This is a genomic window from Streptomyces sp. NPDC057271 (assembly GCF_042668715.1).
In the GTDB taxonomy this organism is placed as follows: Bacteria; Actinomycetota; Actinomycetes; order Streptomycetales; family Streptomycetaceae; genus Streptomyces.
In genome coordinates this window covers 1-22,939 of the sequence record NZ_JBHUYJ010000044.1, presented here as the reverse complement: position 1 = coordinate 22,939, position 22,939 = coordinate 1, and the positions used below count along the sequence as shown (strand labels likewise).

21 protein-coding genes and 1 pseudogene are annotated in these 22,939 nt (G+C 72.6%); 10 read left to right on the top strand and 12 right to left on the bottom strand.

The window, feature by feature from the left end:
* The first annotated feature begins 28 nt into the window (after positions 1-28).
* Entirely contained in the window at positions 29-1,012 is a 984-nt protein-coding gene (gene dapD / locus ACFUJR_RS21065) for a 2,3,4,5-tetrahydropyridine-2,6-dicarboxylate N-succinyltransferase (protein ID WP_383163792.1), read from the top strand.
* A gap of 75 nt (positions 1,013-1,087) precedes the next feature.
* Positions 1,088-1,306: a hypothetical protein gene (locus ACFUJR_RS21060; protein WP_383163790.1), complete on the top strand. Its 219-nt coding sequence runs from the start codon at positions 1,088-1,090 to the stop codon at positions 1,304-1,306.
* On the opposite strand, the gene dapA is transcribed toward ACFUJR_RS21060, so the two are convergent.
* Both dapA and ACFUJR_RS21050 read right to left on the bottom strand, forming a co-directional pair.
* Positions 1,291-2,169, bottom strand: a complete 879-nt coding sequence (gene dapA / locus ACFUJR_RS21055; RefSeq protein ID WP_383163787.1) for a 4-hydroxy-tetrahydrodipicolinate synthase — start codon at positions 2,167-2,169, stop codon at positions 1,291-1,293. The two genes, ACFUJR_RS21060 and dapA, sit on opposite strands and share 16 nt — an antisense overlap.
* Complete coding sequence (locus ACFUJR_RS21050) at positions 2,159-2,533, bottom strand: GNAT family N-acetyltransferase (protein WP_383163954.1); 375 nt, start codon at positions 2,531-2,533, stop codon at positions 2,159-2,161. Before ACFUJR_RS21050 ends, dapA begins: the two co-directional genes overlap by 11 nt.
* Before the next feature lie 134 nt (positions 2,534-2,667).
* On the opposite strand from ACFUJR_RS21050, the gene ACFUJR_RS21045 reads away from it, so the two are divergent.
* Complete coding sequence (locus tag ACFUJR_RS21045; RefSeq protein ID WP_383163784.1) at positions 2,668-3,378, top strand: antibiotic biosynthesis monooxygenase; 711 nt, start codon at positions 2,668-2,670, stop codon at positions 3,376-3,378.
* 9 nt (positions 3,379-3,387) lie between these two features.
* On the opposite strand, the gene ACFUJR_RS21040 is transcribed toward ACFUJR_RS21045, so the two are convergent.
* On the bottom strand, positions 3,388-5,238 hold the full coding sequence (locus ACFUJR_RS21040) for an endonuclease/exonuclease/phosphatase family protein (RefSeq protein ID WP_383163781.1): 1,851 nt from the start codon (positions 5,236-5,238) through the stop codon (positions 3,388-3,390).
* 218 nt (positions 5,239-5,456) lie between these two features.
* Between ACFUJR_RS21040 and ACFUJR_RS21035 the strand changes: the two genes are divergently transcribed.
* Entirely contained in the window at positions 5,457-6,908 is a 1,452-nt protein-coding gene (locus ACFUJR_RS21035) for a hypothetical protein (protein WP_383163778.1), read from the top strand.
* A 384-nt stretch (positions 6,909-7,292) separates the two neighbouring features.
* Complete coding sequence (locus ACFUJR_RS21030) at positions 7,293-8,732, top strand: alkaline phosphatase PhoX (protein WP_383163775.1); 1,440 nt, start codon at positions 7,293-7,295, stop codon at positions 8,730-8,732.
* Between the two features lie 83 nt (positions 8,733-8,815).
* Here ACFUJR_RS21030 and ACFUJR_RS21025 read toward each other — a convergent pair whose 3' ends face one another.
* Entirely contained in the window at positions 8,816-10,039 is a 1,224-nt protein-coding gene (locus ACFUJR_RS21025) for a TerD family protein (RefSeq protein ID WP_383163773.1), read from the bottom strand.
* Between the two features lie 45 nt (positions 10,040-10,084).
* A complete protein-coding gene (locus ACFUJR_RS21020; RefSeq protein ID WP_383163770.1) occupies positions 10,085-10,315 on the bottom strand; it encodes a hypothetical protein in 231 nt (76 codons plus the stop codon).
* Between the two features lie 69 nt (positions 10,316-10,384).
* Here ACFUJR_RS21020 and ACFUJR_RS21015 point away from each other — a divergent pair, with 69 nt between their 5' ends.
* Positions 10,385-11,359 carry an AraC family transcriptional regulator gene (locus ACFUJR_RS21015; RefSeq protein WP_383163767.1) on the top strand — a complete coding sequence of 325 codons (975 nt, stop codon included), beginning with the start codon at positions 10,385-10,387 and terminating at the stop codon, positions 11,357-11,359.
* Between the two features lie 279 nt (positions 11,360-11,638).
* Here ACFUJR_RS21015 and ACFUJR_RS21010 read toward each other — a convergent pair whose 3' ends face one another.
* Positions 11,639-12,448, bottom strand: coding sequence for an NAD-dependent epimerase/dehydratase family protein (locus ACFUJR_RS21010; RefSeq protein WP_383178518.1), 810 nt, complete (start codon positions 12,446-12,448; stop codon positions 11,639-11,641).
* Positions 12,449-12,672: 224 nt separating this feature from the next.
* Between ACFUJR_RS21010 and ACFUJR_RS21005 the strand changes: the two genes are divergently transcribed.
* The gene (locus tag ACFUJR_RS21005; RefSeq protein ID WP_383178521.1) at positions 12,673-13,602 is read left to right on the top strand and encodes a 5-dehydro-4-deoxyglucarate dehydratase; all 930 of its coding nucleotides are present in this window, start codon (positions 12,673-12,675) and stop codon (positions 13,600-13,602) included.
* Positions 13,599-14,728 (top strand): annotated as a pseudogene (locus tag ACFUJR_RS21000) (hypothetical protein). Before ACFUJR_RS21005 ends, ACFUJR_RS21000 begins: the two are co-directional and overlap by 4 nt.
* A gap of 37 nt (positions 14,729-14,765) precedes the next feature.
* On the opposite strand, the gene ACFUJR_RS20995 reads toward ACFUJR_RS21000, so the two are convergent.
* Positions 14,766-15,155 carry a hypothetical protein gene (locus tag ACFUJR_RS20995; RefSeq protein WP_383178524.1) on the bottom strand — a complete coding sequence of 130 codons (390 nt, stop codon included), beginning with the start codon at positions 15,153-15,155 and terminating at the stop codon, positions 14,766-14,768.
* Positions 15,156-15,223: 68 nt separating this feature from the next.
* Between ACFUJR_RS20995 and ACFUJR_RS20990 the strand changes: the two genes are divergently transcribed.
* Positions 15,224-15,781, top strand: coding sequence for a GNAT family N-acetyltransferase (locus ACFUJR_RS20990; protein ID WP_383178527.1), 558 nt, complete (start codon positions 15,224-15,226; stop codon positions 15,779-15,781).
* Between the two features lies 1 nt (position 15,782).
* Here the strand turns inward: ACFUJR_RS20990 and ACFUJR_RS20985 are convergent, their stop codons facing one another.
* The 5 genes from ACFUJR_RS20985 to ACFUJR_RS20965 form a co-directional block, all read right to left on the bottom strand.
* Positions 15,783-17,231, bottom strand: coding sequence for a peptidoglycan D,D-transpeptidase FtsI family protein (locus ACFUJR_RS20985; protein WP_383178530.1), 1,449 nt, complete (start codon positions 17,229-17,231; stop codon positions 15,783-15,785).
* Positions 17,232-17,301: 70 nt separating this feature from the next.
* On the bottom strand, positions 17,302-17,949 hold the full coding sequence (locus tag ACFUJR_RS20980; RefSeq protein ID WP_383178545.1) for a response regulator: 648 nt from the start codon (positions 17,947-17,949) through the stop codon (positions 17,302-17,304).
* Positions 17,949-19,328 (bottom strand): sensor histidine kinase, encoded by a 1,380-nt coding sequence (locus ACFUJR_RS20975; RefSeq protein ID WP_383178533.1) that lies wholly within the window; start codon positions 19,326-19,328, stop codon positions 17,949-17,951. Before ACFUJR_RS20975 ends, ACFUJR_RS20980 begins: the two co-directional genes overlap by 1 nt.
* A complete protein-coding gene (locus tag ACFUJR_RS20970) occupies positions 19,325-20,320 on the bottom strand; it encodes a hypothetical protein (RefSeq protein ID WP_383178536.1) in 996 nt (331 codons plus the stop codon). The genes ACFUJR_RS20975 and ACFUJR_RS20970 overlap by 4 nt, the downstream gene beginning before the upstream one ends.
* Positions 20,321-20,442: 122 nt before the next feature.
* Positions 20,443-21,210 (bottom strand): IclR family transcriptional regulator, encoded by a 768-nt coding sequence (locus tag ACFUJR_RS20965; RefSeq protein WP_383178539.1) that lies wholly within the window; start codon positions 21,208-21,210, stop codon positions 20,443-20,445.
* 118 nt (positions 21,211-21,328) lie between these two features.
* Between ACFUJR_RS20965 and ACFUJR_RS20960 the strand changes: the two genes are divergently transcribed.
* Positions 21,329-22,822, top strand: coding sequence for an aldehyde dehydrogenase (NADP(+)) (locus ACFUJR_RS20960; protein WP_383178542.1), 1,494 nt, complete (start codon positions 21,329-21,331; stop codon positions 22,820-22,822).
* Positions 22,823-22,939: the final 117 nt, after the last annotated feature.

Below are 22,939 nucleotides of genomic sequence, written 5' to 3'. Positions count from 1 at the left end.
GCGGGGCCCCGAACGTTAGGTTTTCCGCATGACCACTGCTCCTCGCACCACCGGCGCCGTCGCCGCCGGCCTCGCCACCATCGCCGGTGACGGCACCGTTCTCGACACCTGGTTCCCCGCCCCCGAGCTGACCGACGCGCCCGGGCCCGCCGGTACCGAGCGGCTCACCCCCGACGCCGCCGTCAACGCCCTCGGTGAGGGCGCCGCCAAGGCCCTCGGCGTGGACGCCCGCCGTGGCGTCGAGGTGGTCGCGGTCCGTACCGTCATCTCCTCGCTCGACGACAAGCCGCTCGACGCCCACGACGCGTACCTGCGTCTGCACCTGCTCAGCCACCGGCTGGTCAAGCCGCACGGCCAGAGCCTCGACGGCGTCTTCGGCCTGCTCGCCAACGTCGCCTGGACCTCGCTCGGCCCGGTCGCCGTCGACGACGTCGAGAAGGTCCGCCTCAACGCGCGCGCCGAGGGCCTGCACCTCCAGGTGACCTCGATCGACAAGTTCCCGCGGATGACCGACTACGTCGTCCCCGCCGGCGTCCGGATCGCCGACGCCGACCGCGTCCGCCTGGGCGCGCACCTCGCCGCCGGTACGACCGTCATGCACGAGGGCTTCGTCAACTTCAACGCCGGCACGCTGGGCACCTCGATGGTCGAGGGCCGTATCTCGGCCGGTGTCGTCGTCGGCGACGGCTCCGACATCGGCGGCGGCGCCTCCACCATGGGCACCCTCTCCGGCGGCGGCAACGTCATCATCTCCATCGGAGAGCGCTGCCTCATCGGCGCCGAGGCGGGCGTCGGCATCGCGCTCGGCGACGAGTGCGTCGTCGAGGCCGGGCTCTACGTCACCGCCGGTACGCGCGTCACGATGCCCGACGGCGAGATCGTCAAGGCCCGCGACCTGTCCGGCGGCGACAACATCCTCTTCCGCCGCAACTCGGTGACCGGCGCCGTCGAGGCCCGCCCGAACAACGCGGTGTGGGGCGGACTCAACGAGATCCTCCACAGCCACAACTGAGGCCGTGACCTGGTCGTGTGACACTGCGTTAACAGGATGAAGTGGTCACACGAGCAGACAAGGCGAGGAGTCGACATGAGGACGAGGCCCATCATCGTCGGGGCGCTGACCGTGGCGGCGGCGCTCCTGCCGGCCGCGGTCGCCTCCGCGGACGAGACGCACACACGGACGCACAACGGTCCGTACGTCTCGAACGGTCCGAGCCTCACCCTCCACACCGGTCAGATCGACGACCCGCTGGAGGACGTCCTCGAACACGCGGCGCTGTTCGGCACCACCTACGTGTTCGACTGAACCAGATCCTCGTACGCCGCCCGCAGCCCGTCGACCGTCTCCAGGTCGGCGGGCTGCAGCGGTTCCCGGACGAAGTCGCCCAGGAGCGCCTTGGCCGTCACCGTGCCGGGCAGGCCGGAGGCCATCATCAGCTCGGCGAGCGGGAGGGTGAGGGCGTTGAGCCGGGCGGCCTCGACTGTGTCGCCGGCGTCGAAGGAGTCGAGCACGGCCCGCATCTGACGGGGCACCACGTTGGCCACCGTGCTGACGTATCCGGCGCCGCCCACGGCGTACAGCGGGAGGTTGAGCTCCTCGCAGCCGGAGTAGTACGCGAGCGAGGTGCGGGCGATCACCTTGGTGGAGCCGAGCAGGTCGTAGGCGCAGTCCTTGACGGCGACGATCCTCGGGTGGCCGGCGAGCCGCAGCATCGTCTCCGGCTCGATCCGGGTGCCCGTGCGGCCGGGGATGTCGTACAGCATCACCGGCAGGCCGGTCGCGTCGGCGACCTTCAGGAAGTGCGCCTCGACGGCGGCCTGCGGCGGGCGGCTGTAGTACGGGGTGACGACCAGGAGCCCGTCCGCGCCCGCCTTCTCGGCCTCGCGCGCCAGCTCGACGGTGTGGCGGGTGTCCGAGGTGCCCACGCCCGCGACGACGGCCGGACCGGGGCCGACGGCCTCGCGGACCGCCTCGATCAGTGCCCTCTTCTCGGCGTCCGTGGTGGTCGGGGACTCGCCGGTGGTGCCGTTGAGGACGAGGCCGTCGCAGCCCTCGGAGATCAGATGGGCGGCGTGCTCGCGGGCGACGTCGAGATCCAGCCCGCCGGTTGCGGTGAACGGGGTGATCATCGCGCAGAGGGCCCGGCCGAAGGGGTGTTCAGTGCTCATCCGGGAAGTCTGCGGTCCTTGACGCTGAAGGTCCACTTAGTTCTTCTTCGGGTGAGGGGTAAGCTTCGCTGAAGGGTCTTCGCCGACGGCGGAGGCCATCTGCCGGGCCGAGCCCGGTCGGCTGTCGGGCTGATCCTGGTCCGGATGCCGGGCTGATCCCGCGTCGGAGCGTGAGCTTGAAGCCGTCGCGGCTTCGGGCGAAGCCCAGCGCTCCGCAGAACCGGTGAGCCTCCGACCGACGCTTGTCGCTGGTCAGCTGGACGAGTCCGCAGCCACGCCCCCGCGCCCGCTCCACCGCCTGTCGCATCAGTTCCCGCCCGAGTCCGCCGCCCCGCCGGTCGGCCCTGATCCGTACCGCCTCGATCAGGGCCCGCTCGGCGAGGACGGCGCGGGCGGCGGGGCGGAGGATCGTGTCCGAAGTGTCGCACGGGCGCGAGGCTTGACCTCAAGCAAGGTTGAGGTCGAACACTGGGGGCGCCGACGACAGGAGGCCGTCCCATGAACGCCGTTGCTCAGCCCGATGCCCGCCCGGACCTGCGCCGCCCCGGGGTGGGACTCGTCCTCGCCAGTACGTGGCGGGTCGGTACGCCCGCGCGGCAGGCGGCCGCCGTCGACGCCATCGCCAAGGTGTGGGAGAGCCGGGACTGGCCGGACGTCGGGCTGCTCTCGTACTCGGTGTACATCGGCACCGACGGGGACACCCTGCTCCACTACTCGCAGTGGACGAGCGAGGAGACGTACCAGGACTTCGTCCGCACCTTCCGCGACGACCGGAACGCCGAGATCGACGCGGCCGTGCCCGGCATCGAGCGCGTCGAGCTCCACCGGTACGCGCCTCCGTACCGGTCCACCGGGCCTGCCGATACCAGGATTCCCGGCTGTGTCGTCATCGTCGACGTGGAGTTCGACGCGCCGGACGCCGCCCGGCAGCGCGACTGGGTGGACGGGGTCTTCGAGGCGCTGGAGACCGACCCGGCACCCGCGCCCGGCGGGATCTCGGGCCACTTCCACCTCTCCACCGACGGGACCAGGATCCTCAACTACGCGGAGTGGGAGAGCGAGCAGGCCCACATCGAGGCGCTCGCCCGGCCCGGGGACGGGATCGGCTCGTCGACCCCGCAGTGGGCGAAGGTACGGACGTACGCGGGCGTGGTGGGCGGCGGTGTGCGGCGCTACGCGCCCGCGCTGAGTCTCGGCGCGGGCGCGTAGCGAGCGGCATCACGGGCGGAAGCGCAGGACCTGCGGGTCGTGGTCGCTGTTCTGGTCCGCGAACTCCGCGTTGATGTGGACGCTGTCGTACTCGAAGTGGCCGATCCCCGGGCTGGTCAGGATCTGGTCGAGAACCTGGCTGTTGCCCTGGAAGACGTACGAGTAGCGCTCGCTGCGCGGCAGGGACTTCACCGCCGGGTAGAGCACCCCGCCGTCCGTCAGCGCCTTCGTCGTCTCCGAGAACTCGAAGTCGTTGATGTCGCCGAGGACGACGACGTCGGCGTGCTTCCGGATCGAGAGCACGTCCTTCACGAAGGCGTTGACGGACTGCGCCTGGAGCAGGCGCTGGGCCTCGGAGGAGCGGACCGGCGGCTGGTGGTGCGAGGTCAGGGACTCGTCACCGCCCTTGGAGCCGAAGTGGTTGGCGACCACGAAGACCGTGCGGCCACGGAAGGTGAACTCGCCCGCCAGCGGCTTGCGGCTGTTCTCCCACGCCGCTTCGTTCGCCGGGTCGATCCGTCCGGGGGAGAAGGTCAGCTCCGGGCGGCCGTCCTCACCGCGCACCGCATCCGTCGCGGTGGTCGCGTCGCCGCCGGCGCGGTCGGTGAACGAGACGCGCTCCGGGTTGAAGAGGAAGGCCTGGCGGATGTTGCCGCCGGGCTGGCCGCCGTCCTTGTTGTTCTCCGGGTCGACCGAGCGCCACTCGTACGCCGGTCCGCCCGCCGCCACGATGGCGTCGGTGAACTTCTTCAGCGTCTGGTCGGCGGCGACCGTGCCGTCGTTCTTGGCGCCGCTGTTGTCCTGGATCTCCTCCAGGGCGAGGATGTCGGGCGAGGCCAGGTTCTTCACCACGGCCGCGGCCAGCGCGTCGAACTTCTCCTGCGGGTCGGACGGGTCGAGGTTCTCGACGTTGTACGTCGCGACCGCCAGCTCGTTCTTGTGCTGCTTGTCCGTGGTCTCGCGCTCCAGGCCGCGGTCGACGACCGTGCCCATGGTGCGGGCCGTGACCGTGTAGCCACCGTGCTGGTTGAAGTCCAGCGGGCCCTCGGTCGAACCGGCGAGCACGTCGCCGACGTTCGCCGTCGGGAAGGGCTGCTGGGCGAGCGGGGTCAGCGACTGGACCTTGAGGCGACCGGAGTTCTGCGAGGTGTAGGAGCCGTAGACGGTGCCACCGCGCCAGGTGCGGTTCTCCCACGGCTTCACCGTCACCCACAGCTCCGCGTACGCGTTGGAGGCGCCCACGACGCGCGAGGTCCCCACGCGGACGTTGGTGCCCTCCAGGGACTCGTAGTAGTCCAGGGCGAAGCGCCTCGGCTTCAGGGTGAGGCCGTTGATGGAGCCGGCCGCCGCCGCGTCGCCCTCGGGCGCGTACGCGTGGGGTACGGACCAGGCCGAGATCGTCACGGGGGCCGGGACCGGGTTGCCCTGCGAGACCACGGTGACCGTGGGCCTGGAGATCTGCGTCAGCGACTGGTTGCCGGAGTTCAGGCCCCCGGGGACGTACTCGCCGACCGTGCCGTTGACGCTGACGGCGTCGCCGACCGCGACGGTCGGCGACGAGCTCGTGAAGACGAACAGGCCTTCGCTGGTGGCCGGGTTGTCGTCGGGCTGCGGGTCCTGGATCCAGAATCCGCGCGAACCGTAGGTCCGCACACCGGTCACGATGCCCGTGACGCCGGTGACCTGGGTGCCGACGAGGGGTGAGACGCGGGTGGTGCCCTGGATGTCGTGGATACGGACATCGGCGGTGGTCTCCGTCGAGGTGTCCGCCGAGGCGGTGGAGCCGGCGAGGAGTCCGGCCGCGAGAGCGGCCGACACGACGGCGGCCACGGCCGCGGATCTCGGTATGGAGGAAGGCATCAGGGGGCTCCGGAGGCACTTGGATGAACGGTCGATGTATCTACGCGCGTCAATCTCTTGGCTGAGCGGTGGACTTGTCAAGAGTCGACGGGTGTACGAAGGCTGACGCCTCGGTGAACCGGCGGGCCGGACGGGAAATGCGTCTACGCTGAAGTCCGTTCGCCGACCGCACGACCGGCTCCCCCAGACTCGCAGGACCTTCGAGGAGAAGACCCCAGATGGCACCGGACCGCCCCACCCTGCCCCCCGTTCAGCTGCACTCGGACGCGGAGCTGGCGAGGGATGCCCTGGCCGCGCCCCTGCTGGCGCGGGCGGCCCGACTCGCCCGCTGGGCCGGGCCCGAGACCAGGGTCGGCGCTGGCGGCGAACTCCTCGACGAGCAACTGCCTGCCGCCGCAGAAGTGTTGGGGATCACATCGGACGAGGACGGCCCGGCGTACGCGAGCGAGGCATGGCGCCTCGCGGTCGACACCGGGCTCGTCGAGGTCGAGGACGGCGACGACGACACCCCGGGCGCGGTCACCCCGGGCGAGAACCTCGGCCTCCTCACCGGCGGCGCCCCGCTCGACGTCCTCGGCATCTGGCTCGACGGCCTGGACGTCGTCTTCGCCGACGCCACCGCGCCCGTCCTCGACGACCTGGCGGACGTCATCGGCGAGGACGGCGAGATCGACTTCGAGCTGCTCGACTGGAACCCGGAGGAAGAGGCCGAGTTCCTGGAGGGCGTGCTCGGCAACCTCTACCTGCTGACGGTCGGCGAGGGCGGACCGGGCGAGGGTCCGGTGCCGCTGCCGGCGCTCGCCGCGTCGATGATCGTCCCGGACGGCATGGGCGAGCCGACCGACGACGTCCTGGAGCAGGTCTCGGAGGCGATGATGCGCCTCGACGAGCAGTTCCGGCTGCTCGAACCGATCGGGCTCGTCGAGTACCAGCCCGTCGACGAGGCGCTGATGGTCGAGGAGGGCGAGGAGCCCACCGGGCGGATCGACGAGGTCGACGACGAGGACGTCACCCGGTACGGCATGGTCCGGCTGACGCCGCTCGGGCTCTACGGCGTACGGGCCCGGATGCTGGAGGCGGGCGTCGACGCCCCGGCCGTCGGCGAACTGGCCGACAAGGGGGCGGACGTGCTCCTCGACGGGCTCGCGGTCTACCCCGAGGCGGCGGCCCGCGCCGAGACCGTGGGCTGGCTTGCCGGGCGGGACGCCGTGAGCGCGGCGCGGGACCTGCTCGCCGCGGCGCGCGGCGCCGATCCCGGCTCGCCGCTGCGCCGGCTCCACTGCCAGCAGGCGCTCTCCCTCGTGGGCGCGGACGCCGAGCCCGCGGTACGGGAGGTCCTCGACGACGCCGAACTGGGCGGGCTCGCCCGGGTCTGGCTCGCGGAGCGGGGGGCCGCGGACGTGCCGGCGCCGTCGGAGTCGATGATCTTCTGGCTGGCGATCGACACGATCGCGGCGCAGCTTGACGCCCGGGGGGAGCTGGACGAGCTCCGTGAGCTGATCGAGGGGCTGACCGGCCGGCACGGCGGCTTCTTCGACGCGGCCTGGCGCGTGGAACACCCGGCGACGGCCGAGGTCCTGGAGGCCATGGGCCGACTCCACCCCGACAAGACCGCCGCCAAGGAAGCCCGCAAGGCGGCCTTCAAGGCGAGGTCCCGCGCGGGTTCGTGAGCGGCCTCCGACGGCGCGGGGTGGGGGGCGCGGCATTCGGGGGGGCAGGCGCGGGGCGCGGTGCCGGGCGCGGGCGCGCAGCGCGGGCCGTAGGGCGCGTGCGTCCGCCGACGGCGTGAGGTGTTGCGCGGTCGTCGAGCGGGCCGCCCGGCCCGGTACGGGCGCTCGCGGGGCCGCTCCGTGCGGCGCTCGGCGGCCGTCGCACGGCCCGGCGGACCGGGCCCGCGCGACGGGACGTCCGGCGGTCCGCCGAGGGCGGCGGCCGTCCGCGTGCCCCTCGCCGGGGTGCAGTTCATCGGGGGGCGTCTCCCCGTTCAACTGTCGTTCGTGCGTGGGCGGGACCGTGTGCCCGACATCGGGTGACGACAGGGAGACGAACACGCCATGCCCCTCAACCGCAGAGAGTTCGCCAAGCACTCCACCGCCGCCGGAGCCGGGCTCGTCCTGACCGGCTCGGTCGCCGCGCTCGCCACCGCACCCGAGGCGCTCGCCACCGCGGACGACCGGCTCGACGAACGCGCCGACGACCTCGCGGCCTCGGGCAACCGGCACCGGCTCGGCTACGGACCCCTCGTCGAGGACCCCGCCGGCATGCTCGCCCTCCCCGCAGGCTTCACGTACCGCGTCATCACCCACAGCGGTGTCACCAAGCTGGAGTCCGGCGAGTTCACTCCGCAGAAGCACGACGGCACCGCCACCTTCGCGGGCCCGCGCGGCACCACGCTCCTGGTCAACAACCACGAGCTCAAGGGCAAGCGCTCCGGCTGGAAGCATCCGGTCCCGCTCACCGAAGGCCTCGTCTACGACCCCGCCGCGTCCGGCGGCTGCACCGTCGTCGAGGTGCACCGCGACGGCACCGTCGCCGAGTGGGTCGGCATCGCGGGCACCTCCACCAACTGCGCCGGTGGCCGCACCTCCTGGGGCACCTGGCTCACCTGCGAGGAGAACTCCGACCGTGCCGGCGAGAACGGCATGACCAAGGACCACGGCTACGTCTTCGAGGTCGATCCTCGCGACCGCCGCGCCAACCGCGACCCCAAGCCCATCAAGGCGTTCGGCCGCTACGACCACGAGGCCGTAGTCATCGATCCCCAGCGCGGCCACGCCTACCTCACCGAGGACGCTTCCAAGCCCAACGGCCTCTTCTTCCGCTGGGTGCCGCCGAAGGGCTTCGAGCACGGCCGCGGCAAGCTCCGCACCCTCGCCGACGACGCCGGCGTCCTCCAGGCGCCCCGCTGCATCGACTCCGGCGGCCGCTTCGTCGACGACCTCTCCCGCGCCACCCGGATCGGCACGGTCTACGGCGTGGACTGGCTGGACGTCCCCGACCGCGACGGCCGCGAGGTCGAGGTCCGCGAGCAGTTCGGCCCCGACGAGGTCACCCGCGCCCGCAAGCTGGAGGGCATGTGGTGGGCCGACGGCGGCGCGTACATCGTCTCCTCGTACGCCCGTGACGAGAGCCCCGGCGCCGCGCACGACGGCCAGGTCTGGTTCTACGACCCCAAGCGCCGCACCCTGACCCTCCAGGTGCTTCTGGGTGTCAACGCGAACCCGGACGAGGACGGCGCCTACGACGGGCCGGACAACATCACCGTCTCCCCGTACGGCGGTCTCGTCATCGCCGAGGACGGCGAGGGCGTCCAGCACCTCTTCGGCGCCACCGAGCGCGGGCGTACCTACCCGATCGCCCGCAACGACCTGAACGACAGCGAGTTCGCCGGCGTCGTCTTCTCGCCCGACGGCGACACCCTCTACGCCAGCATCCAGGACCCGGGCATCATGGTCGCCATCACCGGCCCGTGGCGCCGCCAGCCGCGCCGCTGACCAGCGACGCCGCTACGACGGAACGACGGACGACGGAAGGGCCCGCCGGGTGACCGGCGGGCCCTTGTGCGTGTCCGGGGTCGTCAGAGCGCCTGGGCGGCGGGCTTCACCATGCCCCGGACGGTCCGCGACTTCACGAACTCGCCCATCGCCGTCATCTCCCACTCGCCGCTGAACTGCTTGATGAGCTTGGCCATCATCACGCCCGTCTGCGGCTCGGCCGTGGTCAGGTCGAAGCGGACCAGCTCCTCGCCCGTCGCCGCGTCGATCAGCCGGCAGTACGCCTTGGCGACCTCGGTGAACTTCTGGCCCGAGAACGAGTTGACCGTGAAGACCAGACCCGTGGCGTCGGCGGGGAGGCGGCCGAGGTCGACGACGATGACCTCGTCGTCGCCCGCTCCCTCACCGGTCAGGTTGTCGCCGGAGTGCTTGATCGCCCCGCTCAGGATGGAGAGCTTGCCGAAGTAGCAGCTGTCCAGGTGGTTGCGCTGGGGGCCGTACGCGATGACCGAGGCGTCGAGGTCGATGTCCTTGCCGCGGTACGCGGGCTCCCAGCCCAGGCCCATCTTGACCTGGGAGAGCAGCGGACGGCCGCCCTTGACCAGCGACACGGTCTGGTTCTTCTGGAGGTTGACCCGGCCCTTGTCCAGGTTGATCTTGCCGGTGGAGACGGGGGCCGCCGGAGCGGCCGGGGGAGCGGCCGGCGGGGGAGGCGTGGGAGCGGTGATCCGCGGGTCCGCGGGCGCGGGCGGCGCGACCGGCGCCGCGGGTGCCGGGACGGCGGCGGGCGCGGCCGCCGCGGGCTCCTCGTCGACGGAGACGCCGAAGTCGGTGGCGATGCCCGCCAGCCCGTCGGCGTACCCCTGGCCCACCGCACGGGCCTTCCAGGCTCCGTTGCGCAGGTAGATCTCCACGACCACCAGGGCCGTCTCCGTGCCGAGCTGCGGCGGGGTGAAGGTGGCGAGGACGCTGCCGTCGTCCGCGTTGCGGATCGTCGCCGTGGGCTCCACGCCCTGGAAGGTCTGGCCCGCGGCGTCGGGGCTCGCGGTGACGACGATCTTCTCGATGCCGGGCGGCACGGCGCCGGTGTCCACGACGATCGCGTCCGGAGCCGAGCCGCCGCCGGAGCGGTAGGTCACACCGGGGCCGGTCGGCTGGTTGTAGAAGATGAAGTCGTCGTCCGAGCGGACTTTGCCGTTGGCGCTGAGCAGGAGGCCCGAGACGTCGAGCCGTACCGGAGCGGCGACGTCCACCGCCACGCGCGCGGCGGTGAGCGGGATGTTCGAGCCGGGGGTCATAGCGGTCATGCCAGGGCTAACGAGCGAGGCAGCTTTGCCGTTCCCTTACCTTCCCTACCTTCGGCCACTCCGGTTACGCGGGTGGTTCCTGGCCATGCGCTCGTTGCCGAACCTGTACGCGCCCGTCCAGCGCGCCATGACGAGCTGCGCGTCCCCCGAACCCACCTCCGCCAGGAACTTCTCCGCGCGGCCGCCGCGCAGGGTGCCGGCGGCGCGCCCGCGGTGGGTGATGAGGACCGTGCCGTCCGCGCGCTGTTCGTAGCTGAATCCCTGAGGCTGTGGCATGACGGGCATCCTGCCCGTCCCGGGCAGGTCCGTCATATGAATATTCGAGCGGATCGTATTCTTCCGTTCGTGGGTGGGAGGTCTTTTCGTACGCAGGACGTGGACCAGGCGCGGCAGGAGATCGACGCGCGGTACTACGCCAACTTCATGGACGTCATCGAGCGGCGCGAGCGGCCCTTCGCCGCCCGGTTCGACACCGTCGCCCTCGGGCCGCTGGTCATCGGGGACCTGTCCTGCGGGGCGGACGTCCGCATGCGTTTCGGGGAGCTCGGGGCCTTCCACGTCAACGCCCCGCTCGGCGGGACGATGGAGCTGCGCCAGGGCGGCGCAGCACCGGTGGTCGCGACGGCGGCCGAAGCGGTGCTGCTCGACCCGTGCGGGGACACTGTCCTGGAGCGCTGGAGCGGGGACTGTCGCACCCTCTCCGTCAAGATCGACGCGGCCGCGCTGCACGAGCGTCTCGAAGGGCTGCTCGGGCGCCCGCCGCGCGGGCGCCTCGCCTTCGCGCCACGCTTCGACACCACCCGCGGCCCCGGGCTGAGCTGGGTGCGCCTCGCCCGTCAGGTGGCCCGCGAGGCGCTCGCCGGGGACAGCCTGGCCCATCACGCGCTGGTCGCCGTGCCGCTCCAGGAGGCGCTGCTCAACGGGCTGCTGCTCGCGGCCGAGCACCCGTGGCGCGACGAGCTGGCCCATCCGGGCGAACCGCTGCGGCCCGCGCCCGTCAAACGGGCGATGGACGCCGTGCGGGCCCGCCCCGAGCACCCCTTCACCACGACCGAACTCGCCGGTCTCGCCCGGGTGGGCGTGCGCCGGCTCCAGGAGTCGTTCCGGCAGTACGTGGGTATGTCGCCGATGGCGTACGTCCGTCAGGTCCGGCTCGAACGGGTCCATGAGGAACTGCGGGGCGCGGAGCCAGGGGAGCTGAGCGTGAGCGACGTGGCCTGGCGCTGGGGTTTCGCGCACCACGGCCGGTTCGCGGCGCAGTACCGGACCCGGTTCGGGGAGACGCCCTCGCAGACGCTGCGAGGTGCCGGCGGCCGCTGAGGCGCCGGCGGGACGGCTCGTGGTCGGCCGCGCCCGTCGGAGCTCCGGCGGTCGACGGACGGTCCGCGCCTGCTGAAGCGCCCGCGTCCGCCCGACAGCGGGCCTTCGCCGGATCCGCCGCGTTTCGCGGACAGTCGCCGCGCTCAGCGGATCGCGGCCGCATATGCGGCCGCCGTAACGTTCCCTCTGTCGCGTGTGCCAAGCATGCTGTGACCCGGGTCCGGCCGGCGCCCCCGCAAAAGTCCGGCCGGGCCCGTGCAGGACCGTCCCCGCCCGCAGTCAGTGCGGCCAGCGCGGGGCTTCGGTGCAGAAGTGGCCGCCCACGTGCGCGTGGGCCGGGTCGTCCTCCTTCGGCAGCCCCTGCTCGGCGATGATCCGTTCCGCGTACGGCTCCGAGTCGTCCCGCGGCTCGTAGCCGAGTGCCCGCGCGGAGGAGAGGTCCCACCACAGCCGGGTGTTGGCGGAGGAGCCGTACACCACGGTGTGCCCCACGCCCTCGGCGGTGAGCGCCGCGTGCAGCAGTCGTGCGCAGTCGGCCGGGCTCAGCCACATCGACAGCATGCGCACCGAGGTCGGCTCGGGGAAGCAGGAGCCGATCCCTACCGAGACGGTCTCCAGGCCGTGCTTGTCCCAGTAGAACTGGGCCAGGTCCTCGCCGAAGCACTTGGACAGGCCGTAGAAGGTGTCCGGGCGGTGCGGGGTGTCGACGGGGATCACCGGGCCGTCCTCGCGCGGCCGCGGGGTGAAGCCGACGGCGTGGTTGCTGGAGGCGAAGACGATCCGGCCAACCCCCTCCTGGCGTGCGGCCTCGTAGAGGTGGTGCAGGCCGGTGATGTTCGCGGCCACGATCTTCTCGAAGTCCGCCTCCAGGGAGATGCCGGCGAGATGGACCACCGCGTCGACGCCGCGGACGGCCGCGCGCAGCGCCTCCGGGTCCGCGAGATCGGCGACGATCGCGTCCGGCGCGCCGTCGACGGGTGCCACGTCGAGCAGGCGGAGTTCGTATCCGTACGCGGGCAGCAGGGCGCGCATCAGCGTGCCGACACCACCGGCGGCGCCGGTGAGCAGGACGGTGCGGGGTGCGGGCATGCGAGGAGTCTCCGTCCGTGGATCGTATTCACAACCATGGACACGGTAGGGAGCGGGCCCGCGAGGGCGCAAGAGTGCGCACACTCCGTCAAGACCGCCCGGCCGAGCCGGGTTTGAGCCTTGACCCGCGCTCCGGGGCTGCTTTAGCGTGAGATTGTTCAAGAGTATGGACAGTAATCATGACTGTGCATGACGGTGCACGACGGACTTCGCTGGGAGCGCCCGTGACCACAGCCCCGCTCGCCGAACGGCTCGACGGCCTGCTGTTCTTCCCCGTCACTCCCTTCGCCCCGGACGGCACCGTCGACCTCGACCTCTTCCGCGCCCACGTCCACGCGGGCATCGAGGCGGGCGCCGCCGCGGTCTTCGCCTGCTGCGGCACGGGCGAGTTCCACGCCCTGACCCCCGAGGAGTTCCACGCCTGCGTCGCCGCCGCCGTGGAGGAGTCGGCCGGCCGGGTCCCGGTCCTCGCCGGCGCCGGATACGGCACGGCGCTCGCGGTCCGGTACGCGCGGCTGGCCGAGGAAGCGGGCGCGGACGGGCTCCTCGCCATGCCCCCGTACCTCGTCGTCGCCGACCAGGCAGGACTCCTGCGGCACTACACCGAACTCGCAGCCGCCACCTCCCTCGACGTCATCGTCTACCAGCGCGACAACGCGATCCTCACCCCCGGGACGGCCGTCGCCCTCGCCCGGACCGACGGGATCATCGGCCTCAAGGACGGCCTCGGCGACCTCGACCTGATGCAGCGCATCATCAGCGCCGTACGATCCGAGGGCCTCGACCTGCTCTACTTCAACGGCCTGCCGACCGCCGAGCTCACCGGACTCGCCTACCGGGGCATCGGCGTCACCCTCTACTCCTCGGCCGTCTTCTGCTTCGCCCCCGACATCGCCCTCGCCTTCCACCGCGCCCTCGCGGCCGGCGACGACACGGCCGTGGAACGGCTGATCGACGGCTTCTACCGGCCGCTCGTCGAACTCCGCGCCAAGGGGCGCGGCTACGCCGTCTCCCTCGTCAAGGCGGCGGTACGGATGGGAGGCCTGGACGTCGGCGAGGTACGGCCGCCGCTCAGCGAGCCCGCTCCCGAGCATCTGAGGGAACTCGCCACGATCATCGAGCGCGGACGCGCGCTGCTCGGGGGCGACGCGTGAGGACCGGGACCTTCGTCTACCCGTGGGACGTCGTCGGCGACCCGGCCGCGCCCGGCCGCATCGCGGACCTGGGCGTCGCGAGCGTCACGCTCGCCTCCGCGTACCACTCCACCCGCGCCCTGACGCCCCGGCACCCCGAGCACCGCGTGGTCACCGCCGAACACGCCGCCGTGCTCCATCCCCCGGACGGCGACCGCTGGTCGGGGCGCGGGCTGCGGCCGTTCGAGGCGGGCGAGTGGGCGCCGGGCGACGCCTACGGCGAGGCGGCCCAGGCGCTCGCGGACACCGGCCTGGAGGTCCACAGCTGGGTCGACTCGCCCACAACTCCCGTCTGGGCGCCGACCATCCGGCCACCCCGGTCGTCAACGGCTACGGAGACCGCTACCCCTGGGCGCCCTGCATCGCCCAACCGGACGTCCGTGCCTATCTGGTGGACCTTGCGGTCGAAGCGGCGGTACGGCCCGGGGCGGCCGGTACCGAGCTGGAGGCCTGCGGCTGGTACAGCCTCGCCCACCTCCACGCCCACGACAAGACCGCGGGTGTCGCGCTCGGCGACCGCGAGCAGTATCTGATGTCCCTCTGCTTCTGCCCCTCCTGCCGGCAGGGGTACGGGCAGGAGGCCGTCGACCCCGACGCGCTGGCGGCGGCCGTGCGGGGCGCGCTGGAGCCGGTGTGGGCGGGGGAACCGGCACGAGGGCTCGACGCCTTCGAGGAGGCGGTGCTCGCCTGGCGCACCCGGACGGCCCGCACCCTCCAGGAGGCCGCCGTCGCCGCCGTCCGAGAGGCCGCCGCACCCGGTTTCCGCGTCCTGCTCCACGCGGACCCGCTCCCGTACCGCTGCGGCGCCAACGCCGGCACCGACCCGGACCATGTCCTCGGGATCGCGGACGGCGTCGTCACCCCGGCCGCCTCCGTGGCCCCTTTCGCCCGCGCGTCCGGACCGGACACCGTCCTCGCGGCCAACGTCGGCGTGGTGACGGGCATGGGCGGCTCCCCGGGCACGCTCGCCGAGGACGCCGAGCGGGCGGCGGCCGAGGGCGCCACCGAACTCCGCCTCTACCACGCGGGTCTGGCCTCCGACGCCGACCTGGCCCTGGTGGCGGAGGCCCTGCGGGCGCTCGCCTGAGGTTAGGGGTGGCCCGGATCCGCGGAAGAGGGAACGGTCACGCCACGGCCTTCGTGCGCGCCCGGTCCTCGTGGCGCAGGGCGGCCCAGGTCACCAGGGCGCCCAGGCCCTCCCACAGGCCCACGCCGAGGAAGCCGGACGGGGCGCGGCCGGTGACGACGGCGAGGGTGAAGACGGCGCAGGTGAGGAGCCGGAACGGAACCGTCCAGCGGAAGAACGCCTTCCAGTCCGCGAGCGCGGCCAGGATGTAGTAGACGCCCATGTTGAGCGCGGCCATCGAGGAGGCCGTCAGGAAGACCAGGGTGTGGTCCCCGTCCGCGCGGCTCGCGCCGGGTATGGGGTCGAAGCCCATCAGTCCGAGCAGGGCATCGGGCGACACCAGTCCCACCACCCCCAGCGCAGCGGCGAGCAGTCCGAAGACGGCCATGGTCCAGCCTGACATTGAACGGGGCAGTCGCACGGCGGTCCTCCGCGGTTCGAAACTATGCTCGGCTCATGCGTGACCTTGCATATCGTGTCGCGGGGCCTGCCGACCAATCGGCCCTCGCCGCGCTCGACGACTCCTTCAGCACCGAGTACGTCTACGAAGTCGCCTCCGGGGACGTCGGGTTCGGGCTGCGGCTCGTCGCCGTCGACCCGCCGCTGGTCAAGGTCTTCCCGGCGGAGGACGAGCCGGAGGACGAGCCGGGGGACGGCGGACCGGACGACGACCGGCACGAGATCGTGGCCGTCGACGCCGACGGCACACCCGTCGGGTTCATCGCCGTCGGCGTGGAGGAGTGGAACCGGCGGCTCGTCGTCCACCAGCTCACCGTCGGCCCCGGCCACCGCGGCCGCGGCATCGGCGGCGAGCTGATGCGCCGCGCCCTCGCCCACGGCCGCGAGCACGGCGCCCGCACCGCCTGGCTGGAGGTCACCAGCGTCAACGTCCCGGCGGTACGGGCCTACCGGCGCATGGGCTTCCGGCTCTGCGGCCTGGACACCACCCTCTACACCGGGACCGAGTCCGAGGGCGAGACCGCCCTTTTCATGGCAAAACCCCTGGACCGGTAGGTCACTTCAGCGCAGCCTTCATCATCTTCTGGGCCACCGGGGCCGCCAGGCCGTTGCCGCTGACCTCCGAGCGCGCCGCGCCCGAGTCCTCGATCAGCACCGCGACCGCGACCTCCTTGCCGGTGTCCGCGTCCTTCGCGTAGGAGGTGAACCAGGCGTACGGCGTCCTGCTGTTGTTCTCGCCGTGCTGGGCGGTGCCCGTCTTGCCGCCCACCTCGGCGCCGCCGATCGCCGCGTTCGAGCCCGTGCCCTTGTCCACCACGGTCACCATCGCGCTGCGCAGCTGCTCCGCCGTCGAGGACGAGACGACCCGCCGGGTGTCCCCGTCCTCGAAGGAGTCGAGGGTGTCCCCGTCGGAGTCCACCACCCGCGAGACCATGTGGGGGGCCGCCATGAGCCCGTCGTTGGCGATCGCCGCGGACACCATGGCCATCTGGAGCGGGGTCGCCGTCACGTCGAACTGGCCGATTCCGGTCAGCGCCGTCTGCGCCTTGTCCATGCCGGACGGGTACACACTGGCGTAGGCGCGTACGGGCACGTCCTGCTCCTCGTCGTTGAAGCCGAACTTCTCCGCCATCGCCCTCACCCTGTCCTGGCCGAGATCGACCGCGATCTTGGCGAAGACGTTGTTGCAGGAGTACTGGAGCGCGGTGCGGATCGTGGCGTTCTCACAGGGCGCGGAGGGGTTCTCGTTCTCCAGGTCGCGCGTGGAGCCGGGCAGCCGGTACGGGTTCGGGCTGTCGGTCGCCGTGTCCACGGAGCCGTACAGGCCGTCTTCCAGGGCGGCCGCCGCGACGACCAGTTTGAAGGTCGAGCCGGGCGGCAGCGGCTGCCTCAGGGCACGGTTGACCAGCGGCTTGTCCTCGTCCCCCGTCAGCTCCTTCCAGGTGGCGCCGTCGGTCAGACCGGCGATCGCGGAGGGGTCGTACGAGGGGGTGGACACCATCCCGAGGATCCTGCCGGTCTTCGGATCGATGGCGACGGCCGCGCCCTTCGTGTCGCCGAGCGCCTCGTACGCGGCCTTCTGGACGGCCGGGTCGATGGTCGTGAGGACATCACCCGGCTCCTGCTGCTTGCCGGTGAGGGCGTCGAGCGGGTTCTTCAGCCGGGTGTCGGTGCCGTCCAGGACGTCGGAGTAGATGCCCTCCAGCTGGGTGGCGCCGTACGCCTGGGAGCTGTACCCGGTGACGGCCGCGTACAGCTCGCCGTCGGTGTGGTCGCGCTTGTACGCGAGGTCACCGCCCTCCGTCCGCTTCGAGCCCGTGACCGGCGAACCGGCCACGACGATGTTCCCGAGCGGCTGCGCGTACTGCGCCATGACCTGCCGCCGGTTCTGCTTGTCGTTCGCGAGGGCCTTGCCTTCGTACGCCTGCACCCAGGTCGCCCTGCCCAGCAGGGCGAGCACCAGGAGCAGCGAGAAGGCCGAGGCGCGCCTGATCGTCTTGTTCATCCCATGTGCGGGACGAGCGAGTGGGGGCGCCGCGTTCCGGATGTGTCCCGTTTCTCAGGAAACGTTCATCTCATCCCGGGCTCACGAAACCCGACTCGTACGCGACGATCACCGCCTGTGTCCGGTCCCGCGCCCCCGTCTTGGCCAGGACCGCCGCCACATGGGTCTTCACCGTCGCCGGACCGACCCCCATCCGCCCGGCGATCTCCGCGTTCGTCAGCCCGGTCGCCACCAGCCGGAGCACCTGCGCCTCCCGCTCGGTCAGCCGGGCCACCCAGGGCGGTGCCTTCGGGGGCCGGCGGCGGGCGTGCTCGGCGGCCAGGCCCCGCACGGCCGCCGGGTAGAGCAGCGAGTCGCTGCGGGCGACCAGCCGGACCGCGTCCACCAGCTCCTCCGCTCCGGCCCGCTTCAGCAGGAAGCCGGCGGCCCCGACCCGGAGCGCGTCATAGACGTACGCGTCGTTCTCGAAGGTCGTCACGACCACGATCCGCGGCGGTTCCGCCATCCCGGCCAGGATCTGCTCCGTCGCCCGGATCCCGTCGATCTCCGGCATGCGCACATCCATCAGGACCACGTCCGGCCGCGCCTCACGCACCACCGACACGGCCTCGGCCCCCGTGGACGCCTCGCCGACGACCTCCAGGTCGGGCTCCGCGTCGAGGATCACCCGCAGGGCGGTCCGCACCATCCGCTCGTCGTCCGCGAGCACCACCCGGATCACCGGCCACCCTCCTCGTTCACGCTCGGCTCGCCTGCGGGCGCCGTCGAGCGTGCGTCGACGGTCGAACGTGCTCGGTCGCTCGTTCCTCGCTGCCCGCCCGCGTTCTCTCGTTCGGCGCCCGCGGCGCCCTTCGGCCCGCTCGCTGTCCCCAGCGGCAGGCGTACCGCGAGGCGCCAGACGCCGGCCACCCGGCCCGCTTCGGACGTGCCGCCGAGCAGCCGTGCGCGTTCGGCGACGCCGCGCAGGCCGCGTCCGCCGTCGGGGCGGGTCACCGGGGCCCGTGCGGGCAGCGGGTTCTCCATCGTGATCTCCAACTCGTCGTCGTGCAGGGAGAGCCGCGCCGTCACGCGCTCCCCGCCCGCGTACCGTGCCGCGTTCGTCAAACCCTCCTGGACGATCCGGTACGCCTCCCTCGACACCGCGTCCGGCACCCGGTCGAGGGCCCCGGTCACCGTCAGTTCCACCTGCCGCCCGGCGCCTCTCACCAGCCCGTCCAGCGCGTCGAGCCGGGGTCCGGGCAGCTCCCCGCCGTCCTCACCCTCGCGCAACAGGCCCAGGACCGAGTCCAGTTCGCCGACCGCGCGCCGCGTCGTCTCCTCGATCGCCGCCAAGGCCTCGCGTACGAACTCCACGTCGGTGTCCAGGACCCGGCGGGCCGCGCTCGCCTGGAGCGTCACCGCGCTCAGGGAGTGGCCCACGGAGTCGTGCAGCTCGCGCGCCAGCCGGTTGCGTACCGCCAGTTCGGCCGCCCGCCGCTCGGCCGCGGCGAGCCGGTCCGCCGGACTCGGCCCGAGCAGCACCGGCGCCTGCCGGGCGAGGAGGGCCCCCGTGCCGGCGGCGACGGCGGTCAGCGCGAGGAGCATCAGCAGCCCGGCCGGTACGGCGGCCCACTGCAGCCAGGGCCGGTCCAGACCCCAGAACGAGGTCAGCTCCGACTTCTGGAGCGACTCCGAGAACGGCAGCGCCATCACCGTGACCGCGAACGGCGGCAGGGCCAGCGTCGCCCCGCTGACCAGCGCGCCGATGCCCAGATGGAGCGTGAACCATCCCGCCGTCCGCGCCTTCGCGCTCCGCCCCCGCGCGGGTCCGTCCGCCAGCCGACCGCCCTCGACCCCGCAGAGCGCCCGCGCCGCCGCCACCGACATCGGCCGGGTCAGCGGGAAGAGCGCGGAGAGAGTGACGAGCGGCAGGCCGACCGCGTACGCCCCGAACTGCACGGTGAGACCGCCCGAGAGCATCGACCCCTCGCCCGTGAGCAACCCCACGACCACGGTGCCGACCAGCCAGTACGGCATGAACAGGGCGCCGCCCAGGATCAGATGGACCCAGCGGAGCCGGGCGCGCCGGCCGAGCAGCGATGCCGACGGAGGTCTCACGCGCTCGCGCTCCGGCGTCGCAGGAAGACGGCCACACAGCCCGCCAGCAGGAACCCGATGATCATTTCCCCAGCGTAGGTGAGCTGCGCCAGGCCGGTGAAGGTCTTGGCGGGATCGGTGTCCGGCATGAACGTCACGAGCAGCATGTACGCGCCCCAGCACCCGACTCCACCCGAGCCGACCCAGGCCAGGGCCAGGGTCGTACGGACCGACCACGCGCCGGTCCTCCGGAAGACCAGGAGGAGGACTCCGACGGCGGCGACGGCGACGAAGAGCGCGCGCATCCCCTCCAGTACGTGGAAGTCGGCGCCGCGCCGGGCGATCTGCGCCGGAGCGAGCCCGCGCGTCGAGCCGAGGGCCCACAACACATGGACGGTGGCGGGTGCGAGGGCGAGCAGCGAGGCGACGACGGCCGCGACGCGTGTACCGGTGCCGCAGAGCCGGGTGGGCAGGTCGCCCAGGGTGCCGTGCCAGACGAGCGCCCAGCGCTCGCGTACGTAGAGGACGAAGAGCGTGCCGAGCGCGAGGCCCTGCACGATGAAACCGCCGTAGACGACCCCGAAGACCCAGCCGTCGAGGAACGGTTCGCTGTCGGCGGCGGGCTTCGACGGGCCGGTGACGAGCGAGACCGCGAGCTGCGCGGGGAAGCCGATCATGATCGGTGAGAGCAGCCCGGTCGCGGCCCACATGGGGAAGGCGAGGAGCCAGGCCCGCACCCGCAGGCCCCACGGCTGGGTGAGGAGCAGGGCGAGGACGGCCACCACGGCGTCCATCACCACGGAGGCCGAGTTGGCGACGATCAGCAGCGTCCGGTGCTCCAGGAGCACGCTGCCGGCCGGGATGCCGATCTCGCTGCCTGCCACCCAGGCGATCTTCAGCGAGATGTACGGGAGACAGGCCACGGCTGCCAGGGCGCGCAGGATCCGGCGGGCGGCGCTCCGCCGGCCGGACGCGGTGGGCGCGGAAGTGGGGAGAGGAGCGGTCTGCGTCATGGCTCCACGCTCCCGCGCGGGTCCCTCCCCGCGCCTCCTGCCCGCCGGCGAACCGCATCCGCCGCGTGGGGGAGAAGCCCCTACGCCCGCCGGACGGCCCGCGCCCCGCGCCGGTGAGGAGGTCAGAGGCGGCGCGTCGCCAGCGTCAGGCGGTCGCGGGCGTCGAAGAGCGCGTCCTTGATCATCTGCTCGTGTCCGGGCGTCAGCCGGGCCACCGGCACCGAGCAGCTGATCGCGTCGCGGGCCGGGGTCCGGTAGGGGATCGCGATGCCGAAGCAGCGCAGCCCGAGGGTGTTCTCCTCGCGGTCCACCGCGTATCCCTGCTCGCGGACGAGGTGCAGCTCCTCGATGAGCTGCTCGCGGTCGGTGATCGTGTGCTCGGTCAGCGCGGGCAGCGTCTCCGGGAGCAGCTTGCGGACCTGCTCGTCGCTGTGGGTGGCGAGCAGCGCCTTGCCCAGCGAGGTCGAGTGGGCCGGCAGCCGGCGGCCGACGCGTGTGAACGGCCGCAGATAGTGCTGGGACTGACGGGTCGCCAGGTAGACGACGTTGGTGCCGTCGAGCCGCGCCATGTGGATGGTCTCGGTCGTGTCGTCGGAGAGCCGGTCCAGAGTCGGCCGTGCGGCGGCCACCACCTCGTCGCCGTCGATGTACGAGGTGCCGACCAGCAGGGCCCGCACGCCGATGCCGTACCGCGTGCCCGTCGCGTCCGTCTCCACCCAGCCCAGCTCGACCAGGGTGCGCAGCAGCATGTACAGGCTGGACTTGGGGTAGCCGACAGCCTCCTGGACGGCGGCCAGCGAGTGCATTCCGGGACGCCCGGCGAAGTACTCGAGCAGTTCCACCGTGCGCACCGCGGACTTGACCTGGGCCCCACCCGTGTCGGTCGACATTGACCTCGCCCCCTCTTCCCGTGCCTCTTGTGGAGTCGGCACGCCCGTCAATAGAGTCCTGATTCATCTACAGGAACTCTGTTCAGAATAGCGAACAGGGCGCACGGAGGGGCATGCGGTGGCAGCTGAACCAGTGTGGAGTGTGGACCCCCGGACGGGGAAGCCGCGGGAACAGGTTGCGGTGGAGGCCACGACGGACGAGATCGACCGGGCCGTCCGCGCCGCGGCCGCCGCACGCGAGGCGCTCGCCGACCGTACGGCGCGGGCCGCGCTGCTCCGCACCGCAGCCGACCTCCTCGACGAGGCGGGGCCGCAGGTCATCGAGGCCGCCGACGCCGAGACCGCGCTCGGCCCGGTCCGGCTCACCGGTGAACTCGCCCGCACCACGGCCCAGTTGCGGTCCTTCGCGGACGTCGTCGACGAGGGCTCCTTCCTCGACGTACGTGTCGATCTGCCCGATCCGTCGACCACCCCGCCCCGGCCCGATCTGCGCCGTTGGAAGATCCCCCTCGGGGTCGTCGCCGTCTACGCGGCCAGCAACTTCCCGCTCGCCTTCTCCGTCCCCGGCGGCGACACCGCCAGCGCGCTCGCCGCCGGCTGCCCGGTCGTGATCAAGGCCCACCCCGACCACCCCGCCACCTCCGAGCTCTGCGCCTCGCTGCTGCGCAGGGCCGCCACCAAGGCCGGTCTCCCCGAGGACGTGGTCGTCCTGGTCCACGGCTTCGACGCGGGCGTCGAGCTCGTCCGCCACCCGCTGGTCGCCGCGGCGGGCTTCACCGGTTCCGTACGGGGCGGACGGGCGCTCTTCGACGCGGCGGCGGCCCGGCCCGTGCCCATCCCCTTCCACGGCGAACTCGGTTCGCTGAACCCGGTGGTGATCACCGGCACCGCAGCCGAGCAGCGGGCCGCGGAGATCGGTGCCGGGCTCGCGGCCTCCATGACCATGAGCCAGGGGCAGTTCTGCACCAAGCCCGGTTTCGTCCTCGCCCCCACGGGCGAGGCGGGCGACCGCTTCGTGTCGGCCCTCACGGACGCCGTCAGCCGGACCGAACCCGGTGTGATGCTCGACCACCGCATGCGGGGCGCGTTCCTCTCGGGAACGAGCGAGCGTGTCGGACTCCCGGGCGTCACCGCCCCCGTCACACCCGGCGCGGGCGGGGAGCACACGGTCAACGCGGGCATCCTGACCGTCGACGCGGCGGACCTGCTGGCGGGCGGCCACGAGGCGCTCCTGGAGGAGTGCTTCGGACCGGTGACCGTGGTCTCCCGCTACGCCACCCGGGACGAGGTCACCGCGGTCCTCGCCCTGCTCCCCGGCAACCTCACCGCCACGCTCCAGATGGCCGACGAGGACCCGGACGCCGCCTCCCTGCTCGCCGAGCTGACGCCGCTGGCCGGCCGCGTGCTCGTCAACGGCTGGCCGACCGGCGTGGCGGTCGCGGCCGCGCAGCACCACGGCGGTCCCTACCCGGCCACCACCTCCACCTCGACCTCGGTCGGCGCGACCGCGATCGAGCGCTGGCTGCGCCCGGTCACGTACCAGTCGACCCCGCAGCACCTGCTCCCGCCGGAGCTGCGCGACGGCAACCCGCTGGGCGTGCCGCGCCACTGACGCGGCCCCCGTTATGTTCTTTGCGGTCCTGCAAGAGGGCCGCTGGCCTCCGGGCCCGGCATGACTGTGTCCCCCTGTCGAACGGATGACCTGGGGGGTGGTGTCACCGGGCCCGAG